The sequence below is a fragment of the Sodalis sp. RH22 genome (assembly GCF_047324165.1).
GTDB lineage: Bacteria > Pseudomonadota > Gammaproteobacteria > Enterobacterales > Enterobacteriaceae > Acerihabitans.
Map to the genome: position 1 here is coordinate 2,137,340 of NZ_CP178731.1, position 15,419 is coordinate 2,152,758.

The 15,419-nt window shown below is 58.4% G+C and carries 15 protein-coding genes; 10 read left to right on the top strand and 5 right to left on the bottom strand.

Annotation, left to right across the window (positions count from 1 at the left end):
• Window positions 1-41 precede the first annotated feature (41 nt).
• Together clpA and clpS are read right to left on the bottom strand one after the other, a co-directional pair.
• Entirely contained in the window at window positions 42-2,315 is a 2,274-nt protein-coding gene (clpA, locus tag ACL2XN_RS09670) for an ATP-dependent Clp protease ATP-binding subunit ClpA (protein ID WP_410015920.1), read from the bottom strand.
• A 27-nt stretch (window positions 2,316-2,342) separates the two neighbouring features.
• Window positions 2,343-2,663, bottom strand: a complete 321-nt coding sequence (gene clpS, locus ACL2XN_RS09675; protein ID WP_331122169.1) for an ATP-dependent Clp protease adapter ClpS — start codon at window positions 2,661-2,663, stop codon at window positions 2,343-2,345.
• 367 nt (window positions 2,664-3,030) lie between these two features.
• On the opposite strand from clpS, the gene cspD reads away from it, so the two are divergent.
• From cspD to ltaE, 5 genes are all read left to right on the top strand, one after another.
• Window positions 3,031-3,252 (top strand): cold shock-like protein CspD, encoded by a 222-nt coding sequence (gene cspD / locus ACL2XN_RS09680; protein WP_132922666.1) that lies wholly within the window; start codon window positions 3,031-3,033, stop codon window positions 3,250-3,252.
• A gap of 353 nt (window positions 3,253-3,605) precedes the next feature.
• Window positions 3,606-4,556: a VirK/YbjX family protein gene (locus ACL2XN_RS09685; RefSeq protein ID WP_413727003.1), complete on the top strand. Its 951-nt coding sequence runs from the start codon at window positions 3,606-3,608 to the stop codon at window positions 4,554-4,556.
• 153 nt (window positions 4,557-4,709) lie between these two features.
• Window positions 4,710-5,609 carry a lysine exporter LysO family protein gene (locus tag ACL2XN_RS09690; protein ID WP_410015922.1) on the top strand — a complete coding sequence of 300 codons (900 nt, stop codon included), beginning with the start codon at window positions 4,710-4,712 and terminating at the stop codon, window positions 5,607-5,609.
• 97 nt (window positions 5,610-5,706) lie between these two features.
• Entirely contained in the window at window positions 5,707-7,428 is a 1,722-nt protein-coding gene (gene poxB, locus ACL2XN_RS09695) for a ubiquinone-dependent pyruvate dehydrogenase (protein WP_410015923.1), read from the top strand.
• 101 nt (window positions 7,429-7,529) lie between these two features.
• Complete coding sequence (gene ltaE, locus ACL2XN_RS09700) at window positions 7,530-8,582, top strand: low-specificity L-threonine aldolase (RefSeq protein WP_410015924.1); 1,053 nt, start codon at window positions 7,530-7,532, stop codon at window positions 8,580-8,582.
• Here the strand turns inward: ltaE and ACL2XN_RS09705 are convergent.
• Window positions 8,544-9,386: an N-acetylmuramoyl-L-alanine amidase gene (locus ACL2XN_RS09705; protein ID WP_413730963.1), complete on the bottom strand. Its 843-nt coding sequence runs from the start codon at window positions 9,384-9,386 to the stop codon at window positions 8,544-8,546. The genes ltaE and ACL2XN_RS09705 overlap by 39 nt on opposite strands.
• Window positions 9,387-10,052: 666 nt before the next feature.
• Here ACL2XN_RS09705 and ACL2XN_RS09710 point away from each other — a divergent pair.
• From ACL2XN_RS09710 to artM, 5 genes are all read left to right on the top strand, one after another.
• On the top strand, window positions 10,053-10,601 hold the full coding sequence (locus ACL2XN_RS09710) for a lipoprotein (RefSeq protein WP_410015925.1): 549 nt from the start codon (window positions 10,053-10,055) through the stop codon (window positions 10,599-10,601).
• A 228-nt stretch (window positions 10,602-10,829) separates the two neighbouring features.
• Complete coding sequence (artP, locus tag ACL2XN_RS09715; protein WP_413722374.1) at window positions 10,830-11,558, top strand: arginine ABC transporter ATP-binding protein ArtP; 729 nt, start codon at window positions 10,830-10,832, stop codon at window positions 11,556-11,558.
• A 16-nt stretch (window positions 11,559-11,574) separates the two neighbouring features.
• Window positions 11,575-12,306, top strand: coding sequence for an arginine ABC transporter substrate-binding protein (gene artJ, locus ACL2XN_RS09720; RefSeq protein WP_410015927.1), 732 nt, complete (start codon window positions 11,575-11,577; stop codon window positions 12,304-12,306).
• A 9-nt stretch (window positions 12,307-12,315) separates the two neighbouring features.
• A complete protein-coding gene (gene artQ / locus ACL2XN_RS09725; RefSeq protein ID WP_410015928.1) occupies window positions 12,316-13,032 on the top strand; it encodes an arginine ABC transporter permease ArtQ in 717 nt (238 codons plus the stop codon).
• Window positions 13,032-13,700, top strand: a complete 669-nt coding sequence (gene artM / locus ACL2XN_RS09730) for an arginine ABC transporter permease ArtM (protein WP_410015929.1) — start codon at window positions 13,032-13,034, stop codon at window positions 13,698-13,700. The genes artQ and artM overlap by 1 nt, the downstream gene beginning before the upstream one ends.
• Here the strand turns inward: artM and rlmC are convergent.
• Both rlmC and ACL2XN_RS09740 read right to left on the bottom strand, forming a co-directional pair.
• Window positions 13,677-14,828 carry a 23S rRNA (uracil(747)-C(5))-methyltransferase RlmC gene (gene rlmC / locus ACL2XN_RS09735; RefSeq protein WP_413722373.1) on the bottom strand — a complete coding sequence of 384 codons (1,152 nt, stop codon included), beginning with the start codon at window positions 14,826-14,828 and terminating at the stop codon, window positions 13,677-13,679. The genes artM and rlmC overlap by 24 nt on opposite strands.
• A gap of 55 nt (window positions 14,829-14,883) precedes the next feature.
• Entirely contained in the window at window positions 14,884-15,408 is a 525-nt protein-coding gene (locus ACL2XN_RS09740; protein ID WP_413722372.1) for a YbjO family protein, read from the bottom strand.
• Window positions 15,409-15,419 lie beyond the last annotated feature (11 nt).

A 15,419-nucleotide genomic window follows, 5' to 3' on the forward strand; every position in this document is an offset into this window, starting at 1 on the left:
GCATCGCCTTTTTATCTTGCCCGTTACCCGCTGATCGGGGTTTAGTGGACCACGCCTTCCGCTTTGCGTTTTTGCGCGCTGAGGAAATGGTAGGTCAGCTCTTTCTTGTCCTTGTTCAGCTCTACGGTGACTGAACCGCCATCGACCAGCGACCCGAACAACAGTTCGTTGGCCAGAGGCTTCTTCAGGTTCTCCTGCATCACCCTGGCCATCGGCCGCGCGCCCATGGACTTGTCATAGCCCTTGGTGGACAGCCAGTCGCGGGCTTCATCGCTGACTTCCAGCGACACGCCCTTGGCATCCAGCTGCGCCTGCAGTTCCACGATAAACTTGTCCACCACCAATTGGATGATTTCCGGCGACAAGTGATTAAACCAAATCACGTTATCCAGGCGGTTGCGGAATTCAGGGGTAAAGATCTTCTTGATCTCGCCCATGGCATCCGTACTGTTATCCTGCTGGATCATACCGATAGACTGGCGCGTGGTTTCCTGCACCCCGGCATTGGTGGTCATCACCACTATAACGTTGCGGAAGTCCGCCTTACGGCCATTGTTATCGGTCAGCGTACCGTTGTCCATCACCTGCAGCAGCAGATTGAACACGTCCGGATGCGCTTTCTCGATTTCATCAAGCAGCAGCACGGCGTGCGGATGCTTGAGGACCGCATCGGTCAACAGGCCGCCCTGGTCGTAGCCCACATATCCCGGAGGCGCGCCGATCAGCCGGCTGACCGTATGACGCTCCATATATTCGGACATATCAAAGCGCAGCAGCTCGATATCAAGCGCTTTCGCCAGTTGCACCGTGACTTCGGTTTTACCCACGCCGGTCGGACCCGCGAACAGGAAGGAACCTACCGGCTTATGATCCTGGCCCAGCCCGGCGCGGCTCATCTTGATCGCTTCGGTCAGCGCCTCGATGGCCTTATCCTGTCCGAACACCAGCATCTTCAGGCGTTCGTTTAGGTGCTTGAGCACATCGCGATCGCTGGAGGAGACGGTTTTTTCCGGAATCCGCGCGATACGCGCCACCACCGATTCGATATCCGCCACGTTAACGGTCTTTTTACGTTTGCTCACCGGCATCAGCCGGCTGCGGGCGCCCGCCTCATCGATAACATCAATGGCCTTGTCGGGCAGATGGCGATCGTTAATGTATTTCACCGCCAGCTCAACCGCCGCGCGCACCGCCTTGGCGGTATAACGCACGTCATGATGGGCCTCATATTTTGGCTTAAGCCCGGTCAGGATCTGCACGGTCTCTTCCACCGACGGCTCGGTGATATCAATTTTCTGGAAGCGACGCGCCAGCGCCCGATCCTTTTCGAAAATATTACTGAATTCCTGATAGGTGGTGGAGCCCATGACCCGGATCTTGCCGCTGGAAAGCAGCGGTTTGATCAGGTTAGCCGCATCGACCTGACCGCCCGAAGCGGCGCCGGCGCCGATGATGGTGTGGATCTCATCGATAAACAGGATGCTGTTTTTATCCGATTCCAGCTGCTTGAGCAGGGCCTTGAAGCGCTTCTCGAAGTCGCCGCGGTATTTCGTGCCGGCCAGCAACGAGCCGATATCGAGTGAATAAATCGTGCAGTCGGCGATAACCTCGGGCACGTCGCCCTGGACGATGCGCCAGGCCAGGCCTTCCGCAATCGCCGTTTTACCGACGCCGGATTCGCCCACCAGCAGCGGGTTGTTTTTACGGCGACGGCATAATACCTGTACGGTACGTTCCAGCTCCCGCTCACGGCCAATCAGGGGATCGATCCCGCCCACCCGGGCGAGTTGGTTAAGATTGGTAGTGAAATTTTCCATACGCTCCTCCCCGCCTGCCTGCTCTTCGTTAACCGGATTTTCAGGGCCGGGTGCCTGCGTTTCATCTTTACGGGTGCCGTGGGAGATGAAATTCACTATGTCGAGCCGGCTGACATCATGCTTACGCAGCAGATAGGCCGCCTGGGACTCCTGTTCGCTAAAAATAGCAACCAGGACATTGGCGCCGGAGACTTCACTGCGTCCTGATGACTGGACATGGAACACCGCGCGCTGCAATACGCGCTGGAAGCTGAGCGTAGGCTGCGTATCGCGCTCTTCGTCACTGGTCGGTAAGGTCGGTGTGGTCTGTTCGATGAATGCTTCGAGCTCCTGGCGTAACGCCACCAGGTCAACCGTGCACGCCTCGAGCGCTTCCCGCGCAGAAGGGTTGCTGAGCAATGCCAGCAGCAGATGTTCCACGGTCATAAACTCATGCCGGTGCTCGCGCGCTCTGGCGAAAGCCATATTTAAACTGAGTTCCAGTTCTTGATTGAGCATTGGCACCTCCCCAAATTGATTGCCTGTTCAGGCCTTTTCCAGCGTACAAAGCAACGGATGCTCATTTTCCCGGGCATAACGATTAACATGAGCGGCTTTGGTTTCGGCGACTTCGGCGGTGTAGACTCCGCAGATAGCCTTGCCGTGATAATGAACCGTAAGCATCAGTTGCGTTGCACGTTCAACATCATAAGAAAAGAACTTTTGCAGTACGTCAATGACAAATTCCATCGGAGTGTAATCGTCATTGATAAGTATCACTTTATACATTGATGGGGGTTTTACCGCATCTTTCAATAGGTCTTCGGCAAAATTCTGTTCGCCTGGCCTTTCGCTTGTGTTACCCATCGTCTTTCCGTCAATACGTTGCTCTTTCTTGATATACCGCTGCAACCGCCGGCTACCCCGGAGCGCAGCCCCATCATGGTTAACAGTCTACCATTAGATGTTCAAAACCGCCGCCTGCTAAAACCTATAACAATAATAGGATTTTGATCGCGACCGGCGCCTTGAGATTTTGTCAAAAAAGCGTCAATATCGTTACCTGCTTCAAAGTTTAGTAATGTCATCAGCCAACTCCTCCAGCATCCTCTTGACCTGTGCTTCCTATCCTCTAGAGTGTACTTGCGTAAGCCGCTGCTGTTTTGACCAATCAGGCTTACGACGTCAACAATCCTCATCACATATAAGATTCGGTTGCGAGGGATGTAGAAGCATGGAGACGGGTAAAGTAAAATGGTTCAATAACGCCAAAGGTTTTGGGTTTATCTGTCCTGAAAGCGGCGGCGAGGATATATTTGCGCATTACTCAACAATCCAAATGGACGGTTATCGCACGCTCAAAGCCGGGCAAGTGGTCAGATTCGACGTTCATCAGGGTCCCAAGGGGAACCATGCGAGTCTGATTGTGCCTGTTGAAACCGAGACTGTTGCCTGATGACGCGCCTCGCGATTAATGCCTAAGGATGCTAGTGAAATGCCAGTGAATCGCTGGCATTTTTTTCGCAAGCTGGTCCCTGCATACTCAAGGTATAACATTTTTCTTTTAAGACGCAAGCATAATTATATCAGTAGCAATCACTAAATCGCCTTAAGTTTCCCCCGCGCGCGCTGATTCCCTCCTCCCGCCATTTCACCCCCGGCTGACGCGATATCCTGCGGTCCAAGCCCTGCACCATAAACATATGGTAAACAAGTTATTATCTCTTCTTCATCCCCCCGCCATATTGACCAACCGTTTAACAAGGCCTTGTTGAAATAGGCTTTTGTTTTAAACCAGGTCATACAGATATGTCACAGCTTGTATCCAGTCTGGAAAAACCGGATTCATTAACCGGTTGGCAATTGGCGCTGGCCCTGTTTTTCGGCAAGCTGATGCCGGGCGCGGCTTGGACCCGCCCGGTTTATCGCTGCAAGTTCATGCTCCGCTATCTCTGCACGTTCGCGTATTCCGCGCCCTGGCTGGCATACCTGGCGCAATCCCCGCTGTTGCCGCAGATGCTCGCCTCACAGCCGGGGCTGCCCTGTAAGCTGCACCGCCCCTATCTCGCCGCGAACATGCGCCGTAAACAACGGCTGGACGCCCTGCTGTTTCACTACACCTATACCCAGGCGCATCTCCCCCCGGCCCTGCTCAACGGACACCTGACGGGCGCAGGCATCATCCTGGCGGAGCTTGCGGCCAGGGACGGGCGGCGTTTTTACCTGCGCCTCGACTCGCTGGACCATTTAAACCGCGAAGGCGAGGCCACCGTGCTGCTTACCGATGAACACCATGTCATGCTGGCCGAGATAACCTTTGCCATTACCCCCGGCCAGGGCGCCACGCTCTTTATCGGCGGCCTGCAGGGGGCGGGGCGGCAGGTGGCCCACGAGGCGATACATGCCGCCACAAAATCCTGCCACGGCCTGTTTCCCAAGCGGCTGGCGCTCGAGACGGTAATGCTGCTGGCGGCCAACCTGGATATCCAGCGCATTCTCGCCGTGGGCAATAATAGCCATATGTACCGGGCGCGGCGTTACTCTTCTAAAAAAAGGCGGTTCCTGCACGCTGACTACGACAATTTCTGGCTATCCCTCAATGGTCAACGCGACGAACAGGGTTATTTCCATCTGCCATTAAGCATCCCGCGCAAGCCTCTGGAAACAGTGCCCAGCAAAAAACGCGCCGAATACCGACGTCGATATGAGCTGCTGGACCAGCTTGCCCGACAAATCAACGCGCATTTCGCCAGGGACTAGCCGGCTGCCGCCTGGTCCCAGGCGGCAGCGCCGTGCGTACTTATCACGTTCATCCGCGCGAGACACCATCGCCCCACGCCGCCTTTACAGTTATCCCGGTTTTGGTTAGTTTAAGGCAGCTTTCCCCGCCGCACAAAAGGATGTGACCCCACTATGTATTCCGGCCTGTTGATTATTCTCATTCCTTTACTCCTCGGCTACCTGTTGCCACGCCTGCGCCAAGGGGTGCTGCGGGCCGTCAACCGCCTGTTGAGCGCGATGGTCTATATCATTCTGTTCTTCATGGGCATCAGCCTGGCATTTTTAGATAACCTGGCCAGCAACCTGTTGCTGATTGCCTGGTATGCCGGCATCAGCGCCCTGTGCATCCTGACGGTTAACGGCGCCGCGCTGTGGTGGCTGGAGAAGCGCGCGCCCTGGCCGGCGCCCACCCATCAGGACACGCCTCCCTCCCGGCTGCGCATGGCCATGGATTCGCTCAAGCTCTGCCTGGTGGTGGCGGCGGGATTTGCCATCGGCCTGACCCAATGGCGCTGGCTCAGCGTCGCCTCGCGCGCCAGCGAATTCGCCCTGATCCTGCTGCTGCTGCTGGTGGGGATGCAGTTGCGCAACAGCGGCATGACGCTACGGCAAATACTGCTGAACCGGCGCGGCGCCAATATCGCCCTGGTGGTGGCTGCCAGCGCGATGCTCGGCGGCGCCGGCGCGGCAATGATCCTTGGGTTGCCCCTGCTTACCGGACTGGCCATGGCCTCTGCTTTCGGCTGGTATTCCCTTTCCGGCATTTTAATGACCGATGCCTTTGGCCCGGTGGTGGGCAGCGCCGCATTTTTTAACGATCTGATACGCGAGCTGCTGGCCATCATGCTGATTCCCGGGCTGATGCGCCGCAGCCGCAGCGTCGCCCTGGGCCTGTGCGGCGCCACGTCGATGGATTTCACGTTGCCGGTGCTGCAACGCAGCGGCGGCCTGGAAGTGGTGCCGGCGGCCATTGTGCACGGCTTTTTATTGAGCCTGCTGGCGCCGGTTCTTATCGCGCTATTCTCCGCCTGACCGGCCAGGCACTGCACTTCCCCGTTTAAAAGGACTAAGCTTTACCGGCATGGGATTTTTTTTGTCTTAGTCCCGACTCATTTTAAAGGGGAAAGCCATGAAACAAACCGTTGCGGCAGCCATTGCCAAAACCCTCGAGCAAGCCGGCGTCAAGCGTATCTGGGGCGTCACCGGCGATTCGCTTAACGGCCTGAGCGACAGTCTTAATCGCATGGGCACCATTCAATGGATGGGCACCCGTCATGAAGAGGTGGCGGCCTTCGCCGCCGGGGCGGAAGCCCATGTCACCGGTCAGCTGGCGGTGTGCGCCGGCTCTTGCGGGCCGGGCAACCTGCATTTGATCAACGGGTTGTATGACTGCCACCGCAACCAGGTGCCGGTGCTGGCGATTGCCGCCCATATTCCCTCCAGCGAAATCGGCAGCGGCTACTTCCAGGAGACCCACCCGGAAGAACTGTTCCGCGAATGCAGCCATTACTGCGAATTGATTTCCAATCCGGAACAACTGCCCCAGGTGCTGGGCATCGCCATGCGCAAGGCCATTCTCAACCGCGGCGTCTCGGTGATCGTGCTGCCGGGGGACGTGGCGCTGAAACCGGCGCCGGAAGACTATCAGCCGTCATGGTATACCCCGCAGCCGTCCCTGAGCGTCCCGCCGGTGGGCGAATTGGAAAAACTGGCCGCGGTGCTGAACCAGGCGGAAAATATCACGCTGATGTGCGGCTGCGGCTGCGCCGGCGCCCATGATGAAGTGGTCAGGCTGGCCGGACTGCTCAAGGCGCCGATCGTCCATGCGCTGCGCGGCAAGGAGCATTTGGAGTGGGATAATCCCTATGATGTCGGCATGACCGGCCTGATTGGCTTCTCATCCGGTTATCATGCCATGATGAACGCCGACACGCTGGTCCTGCTGGGGACCCGTTTCCCCTATCGCGCCTTTTATCCCACCAACGCCAATATCATCCAGATTGATATCGATCCGGGCAGCCTGGGCGCCCATTGCGCGGTGAACATGGCGCTGGTCGGCGATGTCAAATCCACGCTGGCGGTACTGTTGCCGCGCTTGACGGAGAAAACCGGGCGCCATCATCTTGATCAGGCGCTGGAGCATTATCACGCCACCAGGGGGGATCTCGATGCCCTGGCCAAACCCAACGGCAATAAACCTATTCATCCGCAGTACGTGGCGCAGCAGGTCAGCCGCCTGGCCGCCCGCGATGCCATCTTCACCTGCGATGTGGGTACGCCGACCGTATGGGCGGCACGCTATCTGGAAATGAACGGGCAGCGCCGGCTTATCGGCTCTTTTAACCATGGCTCCATGGCTAATGCCATGCCGCAGGCCCTGGGCGCTCAGGCGGCCTATCCCAAGCGCCAGGTGGTCGCCCTGTGCGGCGACGGCGGCTTCACCATGCTGATGGGCGATTTTTTATCCATGGCGCAGATGAAGCTGCCGGTTAAGATCGTGATTTTCAACAACAGCGTGCTGGGCTTTGTCGCCATGGAAATGAAGGCGGGCGGCTATCTGACCGACGGTACCGACCTGCAGAACCCTGATTTTGCCGCCATCGCCCGCGCCGCCGGGATCAAGGGCATCCGGGTGGAAAAATCCGCTGATCTTGACGCCGCGCTGGAAGAGGCGTTTGCCACCGACGGACCCGTGGTGGTGGATGTGATTACCGCCAAGGAAGAACTGGCCATGCCGCCGCAGATTAAATTCGAACAGGCAAAAGGTTTCAGCCTGTATATGCTGCGGGCCATCATTAACGGCCGCGGCGATGAAGTGGTAGAATTGGCCAAAACCAACTGGCTGCGCTAGGGCCCGGTATGATACGCCCGGCATCAGGGTCCCTTTGCCGGGCGGCGGCATCATTAGGGCACAGGTGTTAACGCCCGTATCAAGAACGTAACGGAGTGAGCATGATTGATTTACGCAGTGATACCGTCACCTTGCCAAGCGCCGCCATGCGCCGGCTGATGGCGGAAGCCGAGGTTGGCGATGATGTTTATGGCGACGATCCCACCGTGGCGTCGCTCGAAGCCGACGGGGCCCGGCTCAGCGCCAAAGACGCGGCGCTGTTTTTCCCCAGCGGCACCCAGGCCAACCTGGTGGCCTTGCTGACGCATTGCCAGCGCGGGGAAGAGTACATCGTCGGCCAGCAGGCGCATAATTACCGCTTCGAAGCCGGCGGCGCGGCGGTGTTGGGCAGTATCCAGCCACAACCGCTTGACGCCGACGCCGACGGCACCCTGCCGCTGGATAAGGTGGCGGCGGCCATCAAACCCGATGATTTTCATTTCGCCCGCACGCGCCTGTTAAGCCTGGAAAATACCCATAACGGTAAAGTGCTGCCGCAGGAATACCTGCGGCAGGCCTGGCAGTTTACCCGCGACCACCGTCTGGCGCTGCATATTGATGGGGCGCGCATTTTCAATGCCGTGGCGGCGCTGCAGATCCCGCTCAGCGAAATCACGCAATATTGCGATACGCTGACTATCTGCTTATCAAAAGGACTGGGTGCGCCGGTGGGCTCGCTGCTGTGCGGCGGCGCGGATTATATCCACCAGGCCCGGCGCTGGCGCAAGATGGTGGGCGGAGGGATGCGTCAGTCGGGGATCCTGGCGGCGGCGGGCCGTTACGCCCTTGAGCATAATGTGCAGCGGCTGCGCGAGGATCATGATAACGCCCGCTGGCTGGAACAGCGGCTATCGGCATTGGGCGTTGAGATCGTGGCCCCGGGCGCGCAAACCAATATGCTGTTTATCCGCCAGCCGGCGGAATTGGCCGCCAAACTCGGCCCCTGGATGAAACAGCATGATATCGTGGTGGCCGCCGGCACGGTTACCCGCCTGGTCACCCATTTAAATATCAGCCGCGCCGATCTGGAAAAGGTGGTGGGCTGCTGGGAGGAATTCCTGCGCCATCAGGCACAGCTATCCGGCGCCCCGCTCACCGGCGTGTATTTCCAGTAACGCATCCAGGATCGCCTCGGTTTCCGCGTCCGCCAGGCCGCGGAAATCCCGCGGGCGAAAATGCATCTGGAACGCCGCCAGCGCTTTTTGCTGCAGCGCCGCCGGCAGTTGCGGCGCTACATCGTAACCGTATTGCGCCATCCGGGTCATTATGCCCGCCATCGCCGCCGGCGAGTTGGGGTCGCGCCCCGCCAGGTAATGCTCTACCCGCCGCGTATCCGGCCAGACGCCAACGCCCGCCGCCGCCAATTGCCGCCAGGGGAATAACGGGCCGGGATCCTGTTTGCGCCGCCAGGCGATATCGCTGTGTCCCACGACATTGCCTGGCAGGATATGATACCGGTGGATGATATCGCGGCTCAGGGCAATGACCAGTGCGATTTGCGCCGGGGGATAGGGGGTCGCGCGCGCGCCCGTCAGGGTACGCCGGTACCCGTGGTTTTCGATTTCAATGCCAATCGACGTATCGTTAAGATGCGTGCGTCCGCGCCAATAGCTTTCGCCCGCGTGCCAGGCGCGACGGGACTCATCCACCAGCCGTAGCGCGGTGGGTACGCCCGGCGCCCCGCCGGGCACCGCCGGGATAAGATAGTGGGCGCTGACCTGCTCGGCGGTCAGGGTGCTCAGCGACGCGGCAAAATCCTCGGCGGTATAATGGATGACTAAAAACTGCACCCGCTCATCCGCGCCATGCGCGCGCCGTGAATCGTCCACCCGGTAAGCCGCCTCATGGGCCGGCGGTGTTATTGCCTGCTGGCAGCCGGCGATGCACAGGATTAACAGGGTCATGGCCCACCATGGCATTGTTGGTTTCGGCCCGCCGGCCGGACAGCCCGGCGCGCCGCTGCTCATCATGCCAATATCCATCAAGCACCTAATCCTGTTGAGTCATATCACCCGACGGTGACGCGCTGTAAATGATATACGCCAGGTATCGGGCCGGCTATCCTGTTTACGATTTAATTATTTTCAACGCTGTCGCCAGCAACGCATGCCGCGGCTGATAAATATCCTTTCCCCTCGGCGCGAAAGCAGCGCTCGGGATTTTCCGGTCTTGACAAGACCAAGGATTAAAAACCGCTACAGGCGCGTTAATCAATAAAGAAATTGATGATTTACAGGCGCCACCGCAAGACGGCAAAAATGATGAAATACCCGCCGATTGCCCTGAATTAATGCAGATTAAAAAAATATCAGGAAAAATTGAGCAATAACATCCACTTGAAGTTTAATGCAAGCGCATTCTCCAAGGATGATAAAGATATTCACCCGCACAATACCTTGGGATAAAATGATTTTAAGACCGCTATCCCACCCCATTGCCCGCCGGAATAACGCCAGGCGCCATCTTAACCGGGCCTGGCGCGTCCCCGTCTTTAGCCAAACGTGCCGATCCTCACACAACCATCTGATTTTTAATTATACTCGATGGTACTGATCTATCGCCATCCTCTATCGTGAAGGTTAATAATGAACAATAAGCTTTATGCCCTCTTGCCGCTGGCATTGATTCTTGCCGCATGCACCCAGGTCGATCCGGCGTTTAAGGATATCGGCACGCGCAGCGCGCCCTGCGTCGACGGCGGGCCGGATACGGTGGCGCAGGCGTTCTACAATCTGCGCATCGCGCAGCCGCAGGGCAAACCCAGCGCCTCGCAGCTGGGGCAGTACCGCCCCTACCTCAGCGAACGGTTGTTCCACGTACTGACCACGGATCGTAAAGCGCAGGCCAAGCTTACCGCCTTGCCGCCCGGGGATATCTTCAGCAGCCAGGCCGACGGACCCGCCACGGCCGAGGTTCACAGCGCCTCGCGTATCCTCAATACCGATGCGAAAAATATCCCCCTGCGCGTAGACCTGTCCCGCAGCCAGGGCAGCAACGGCCAATCGGTGCGCTGGCAGGATGAAGTGCTGATGATCCGCGAAGGCAACTGCTGGGTGCTGGACGACGTACGCTACCTTGGCACGCTATCTCCCCATCCCGCCGGCACCCTGCGCCAAACGCTGGAAGAACGTTAATCGCATGTAGCCAGCGGTTCTTGCTGCCGCTGGCGCCAGCGGGCGCTGCGCCCGCTGCCCGCTGGGCTAAAATGCAGCACATCGCGGCAATACGGCGGTGAGGAATGACGTTTTGTGCTGTTCGTGATATTATTACGCCCCTAAATGTAAATTTTAATCGCGGCAGATTGCATCGACAGGCTGTCGACGTTAACATCTGCCGCCTTAATGGCTATTCAGTTTCTTCGCATGAGTATTCAACTAAACCGCATTGACTGTTTTTACGGCGCCACCCAGGCGCTGTTTGATATCACCCTTGACTGCCCGGCGGGAGAAACGCTGGTGCTGCTCGGCCCCAGCGGGGCGGGTAAAAGTTCTTTACTGCGGGTACTCAACCTGTTGGAGATGCCCCGCGCCGGTCAGTTGTCGATCGCCGGCAACCATTTCGATTTTATCCAGGCGCCCGGCGAGAAAGCCATTCGCGAACTGCGTCAAAACGTCGGCATGGTATTCCAGCAATACAACCTCTGGCCGCATTTAACCGTGCGGCAGAATTTGATCGAGGCGCCCTGCCGGGTGCTCGCCCTGTCGCGCGCCGTGGCCAACGAACGGGCGGACAAGCTGCTCGATCGCCTGCGTTTAACCGATTTCGCCGATCGTTTTCCCCTGCATTTATCCGGCGGCCAGCAGCAACGGGTCGCGATAGCCAGGGCGCTGATGATGGAACCGCAGGTGCTGCTGTTTGATGAGCCGACCGCGGCGCTGGACCCGGAAATTACCGCACAAATCGTCAGCATCATTCGTGAACTGGCCCAAACCGGCATCACGCAGGTGATTGTGACGCATGAAGTAGAGGTAGCGCGTAAGACTGCCAGTCGCATCGTGTATATGGAAAACGGCCACATTGTGGAACAAGGCGATGCCACGCATTTCGCCACCCCCCACACCGAGGCGTTTGCTCACTATTTGTCGCATTAATTGTTGGAATAAAAAAATGAAAAAATTGATTATTGCCGCAGTGCTGGCCGGAATGACGTTTTCCGCCGCCGCGGCGCAGACCATTCGTTTCGCCACGGAAGCCTCTTATCCTCCGTTTGAATTTGTTGATGCCAATAACAAAATCCAGGGGTTTGATATCGATTTGGCCAATGCGCTCTGCAAACAGCTTCAAGCCGAATGCACCTTTACCAACCAGGCTTTCGACAGCCTGATCCCAAGCCTTAAATTCCGTCGTTTCGACGCGGTGATCTCAGGCATGGATATCACGCCGGACCGTTTGCAGCAGGTGACGTTCAGCCAGCCTTATTATGAAAACTCCGCCATTTTCGTGGCGCAAAAAGGCAAATTCGCCGATCTGGCCGCGTTGAAAGATAAGCGTGTCGGCATGCAGAACGGCTCCACCCATCAGAAATTCCTGCTGGATAAACATCCTGAAATCACCGCCGTGCCTTACGACAGCTATCAGAACGCCATCCTGGACTTGAAAAACGGCCGTTTGGACGCCGTCTTCGGCGATACCGCCGTGGTCAATGAATGGCTGAAGAAAGACGCCGACCTGGCCACCGTCGGCGATAAAATCACCGATAAAGCCTATTTCGGCACCGGCCTGGGCATTGCCATGCGCCTGAACAATAATGAGCTGCGCGACCAGTTCAATACGGCGCTGGATAAAGTCAAGCAAGACGGTACCTACCAGACTATCTACCAGAAATGGTTTAAGCAGTAATCGCCTTTCATGAATGAACTTCAACCCATAGCCAGCGCCGCCGGGACCACCGTCGGCCTGGCGCTGTGCGCGCTGGTGGCCGGGCTGTTTCTGGCGATGTGTTTTGCCGCCTGGGAATCCGTCCGCTGGAGATGGCTGGGGCTTATCGGCACCGCCGTGGTGACGCTGTTGCGCGGCCTGCCGGAAATTCTGGTGGTGCTGTTTATTTATTTCGGCGCCTCGCAGCTGCTGGTGATACTTGCCGACGGCTTTAGCCTCAACCTGATTGCGGCGCGTATTCCGGTGCGCCTGCCGATTGATAACTTTAACGTCAGTCCCTTTGTCTGCGGCGTGATTGCCCTGGCGTTGCTGTATGCCGCCTATGCCTCGCAAACGCTGCGCGGCGCGCTGAAAGCCATCCCGCAGGGACAGTGGGAGTCGGGCCAGGCGCTGGGCATGAAAAAAAGCACGGTTTTTTTCCGCCTGGTGATGCCGCAGATGTGGCGCCATGCGCTGCCCGGTCTGGGCAATCAATGGCTGGTGCTGTTGAAAGATACCGCGCTGGTGTCGTTGATAAGCGTTAATGACCTGATGCTGCAAACCAAAAGTATCGTCAGTTTCACCCAGCAGCCGTTTACCTGGTACCTGGTCGCGGCGGCGGTGTATCTGGTCATCACCCTGTTCAGCCAGATCATCCTGCGGGCGTTCGAGCGCCGTTCCACCCGTTTCGAGACGAGGGATTCCTGATGCTGGCCTACCTGCCCGAACTGCTGAAGGGGCTGCCCACCAGCCTGACGCTGACGCTGTGCGCCATCATCATAGCCTTGCTGCTGGCGCTGCTGTTTACCCTGGTTATCAGCCTGAAGACGCCGGTGCTGACGCCGTTAATCAAAATCTACATTACCCTGTTCACCGGCACGCCGCTGCTGGTGCAGATATTTTTGATTTATTACGGGCCCGGGCAATTCGCCGCCCTGCGCGCCATTCCCTGGTTATGGGCGCTGGTCTCGCAGCCATGGCTGTGCGCCATGGTGGCGCTGGCGCTTAACAGCGCCGCCTACAGCACCCAGCTCTTTACCGGCGCTATGCGCGCCATTCCCGCCGGACAATGGCAGTCATGCGCGGCGCTGGGCATGTCGCGCCTGCAATCCCTGCGCTTATTGATGCCGTTCGCCATCAAGCGGGCGCTGTCGTCCTACTCCAATGAAGTGGTGCTGGTGTTTAAAAGTACCTCGCTGGCCTACACCATTACCCTGATGGATATCATGGGCCATGGGCAGTTAATGTATGGTCGCACCTACGACGTCATGGTGTTCGGCGCCGCAGGCATTATCTATCTGTGCGTTAACGGCGTGCTGACCCTGCTGATGCGTTTGATCGAGCATCGGGCGTTACGGTTTGAACGACGTAACTGAGGGAATGCGTTGCAGCAGAACCAGCGTCTCGTAATGGGCGGTATGCGCAAACATATCAAATAACTGCGCCTTGACGATACGGTATGCCGGCAGGGCCTGCAGATCCCGGGCCAGGCTTTCCGCCTGGCAGCTGGAGTAAAGAATATACGGGGGCGCCATGCTCTCCAGATAGCGGCATAAATCCGCGCCAATGCCGCGCCGGGGTGGGTTGACCAGCACCAGATCCGGCACCTCCGCCCTTGAGCGCGCGAACTGGGTGGAATCCAGCGCCTGGAACATCACCTGGGTCAGCCCCATCAGCTGCGCCGACTGGCGCGCGCTGGCTATCGCCTCGGCGCTGATTTCAATGCCGGTCAGGCGCATATTCGGGCGCGCGCAGTGCAAACCAAACCCCCCCACCCCACAAAACAAATCCCACAGGCTGCTGATTTCCAGTTCGCCGACCCACTGCCGGGCGGCGGCATACAGGCGCGCGGCGACCGACGGGTTGGTCTGGAAAAAACCGCGCGGGCGGATAAACAGCGGCACATCATTGAGCCGTTCCGCCAGCGCGGTATCCTCGGTCAGGATGATTTCAGTTTCACCTTCAAGAATGGCCATATGCACCGGCTGGAGATTCACCGATATCACCTGAAGCTGGGGCACACGCTCCCGCAGCCAGGGCAATTGGGCGCGCAGCGCGTCCAGCTTGGCCTGCGAGCGCAGCACGAAACGCAGCATCATGCCGCCGTCATGCCGGCTTTCGGTCAACAGCAGGAATTTTAACTCGCCGCGCCGGCGCGCCACGTGATAAGGCGTCAGGCCGGCGCGGGCGATAACGTGCTTAAGCACGCCGAATACCGGCGCGAAGGTGGGGGGGTAAAGCGGGCAGGCGCAGAGATCCAGCGGCTCTCCGTCCCGCGCCATGATGCCTAGCACCGGGCGTTCTACGCTGCCGCTTACCACCATTTTCGCCTTATTGCGAAACGCCGCGGGCGGCGAAGCCACCGGCGCCAGCCACTGCGCCACGGGCATGGCCGACAATAATCCGGCCAGGGCGGCCTGTTTATCCGCCAGCTGCTGCGCATAGGGCTTATCCAGCCACTGGCAGGAATGGCATCGATCCGCGCTGAAGAGTTCGCAATGCATAGATTTTCTGGCCGGTTAAACGGGCGCGCATTGTACCACCGGTTTTAGGTAAAAATCACCGGCCGCGTTTAAAAAACCGCCGGCTGGAGATCGGCGCGAATAACAGCAGCACGATCACCATATCCGGCAGTTTATGCATCAGCAGTTCGCCGGAGATCTCCGCGGCGCTGGCGCCCGGCAGCGCGAACATTTCAGGATAAAAACCATTCCAGGTGGCCAGGAACAAATAGCCGGCGCTCAGGCCCTGGCACCCGGCAAAATACCAGCGCGCCCAGGAATGACCGCGCATCACCGCAAATCCGCAGCGCAACTCGACGAACAGCACCGTTAGGCTTGCCAGAAACAGCAGCGTCAAATCCCACGAGCGGCTGCTGGTCTCGATAAAGCTGCGCACCCCCTCCACGCCCAGGTTGCTGGTCAACATCAGCATGCCCAGGCAGCGGGTGGCGACGATGGCGCTGCCGGCGACCAATACCGCCACCGGCACATTACCGCGCCAGCGCGTCCGTTCCGCCGCGGCGCGCTTTAGCATACGCCAATGCAGCGGGCCCGTATTGCCATCCCTCAGGATGTCCGACATGGCCTTTCTCC

What these genes read in the sequence shown, in the direction of transcription:
- clpA (WP_410015920.1), bottom strand. Translation starts at nt 2,315, where the DNA reads ATGCTCAATCAAGAACTGGAACTCAGTTTAAATATGGCTTTCGCCAGA.
- clpS (WP_331122169.1), bottom strand. Translation starts at nt 2,663, where the DNA reads ATGGGTAACACAAGCGAAAGGCCAGGCGAACAGAATTTTGCCGAAGAC.
- cspD (WP_132922666.1), top strand. Translation starts at nt 3,031, where the DNA reads ATGGAGACGGGTAAAGTAAAATGGTTCAATAACGCCAAAGGTTTTGGG.
- ACL2XN_RS09685 (WP_413727003.1), top strand. Translation starts at nt 3,606, where the DNA reads ATGTCACAGCTTGTATCCAGTCTGGAAAAACCGGATTCATTAACCGGT.
- ACL2XN_RS09690 (WP_410015922.1), top strand. Translation starts at nt 4,710, where the DNA reads ATGTATTCCGGCCTGTTGATTATTCTCATTCCTTTACTCCTCGGCTAC.
- poxB (WP_410015923.1), top strand. Translation starts at nt 5,707, where the DNA reads ATGAAACAAACCGTTGCGGCAGCCATTGCCAAAACCCTCGAGCAAGCC.
- ltaE (WP_410015924.1), top strand. Translation starts at nt 7,530, where the DNA reads ATGATTGATTTACGCAGTGATACCGTCACCTTGCCAAGCGCCGCCATG.
- ACL2XN_RS09705 (WP_413730963.1), bottom strand. Translation starts at nt 9,386, where the DNA reads ATGCCATGGTGGGCCATGACCCTGTTAATCCTGTGCATCGCCGGCTGC.
- ACL2XN_RS09710 (WP_410015925.1), top strand. Translation starts at nt 10,053, where the DNA reads ATGAACAATAAGCTTTATGCCCTCTTGCCGCTGGCATTGATTCTTGCC.
- artP (WP_413722374.1), top strand. Translation starts at nt 10,830, where the DNA reads ATGAGTATTCAACTAAACCGCATTGACTGTTTTTACGGCGCCACCCAG.
- artJ (WP_410015927.1), top strand. Translation starts at nt 11,575, where the DNA reads ATGAAAAAATTGATTATTGCCGCAGTGCTGGCCGGAATGACGTTTTCC.
- artQ (WP_410015928.1), top strand. Translation starts at nt 12,316, where the DNA reads ATGAATGAACTTCAACCCATAGCCAGCGCCGCCGGGACCACCGTCGGC.
- artM (WP_410015929.1), top strand. Translation starts at nt 13,032, where the DNA reads ATGCTGGCCTACCTGCCCGAACTGCTGAAGGGGCTGCCCACCAGCCTG.
- rlmC (WP_413722373.1), bottom strand. Translation starts at nt 14,828, where the DNA reads ATGCATTGCGAACTCTTCAGCGCGGATCGATGCCATTCCTGCCAGTGG.
- ACL2XN_RS09740 (WP_413722372.1), bottom strand. Translation starts at nt 15,408, where the DNA reads ATGTCGGACATCCTGAGGGATGGCAATACGGGCCCGCTGCATTGGCGT.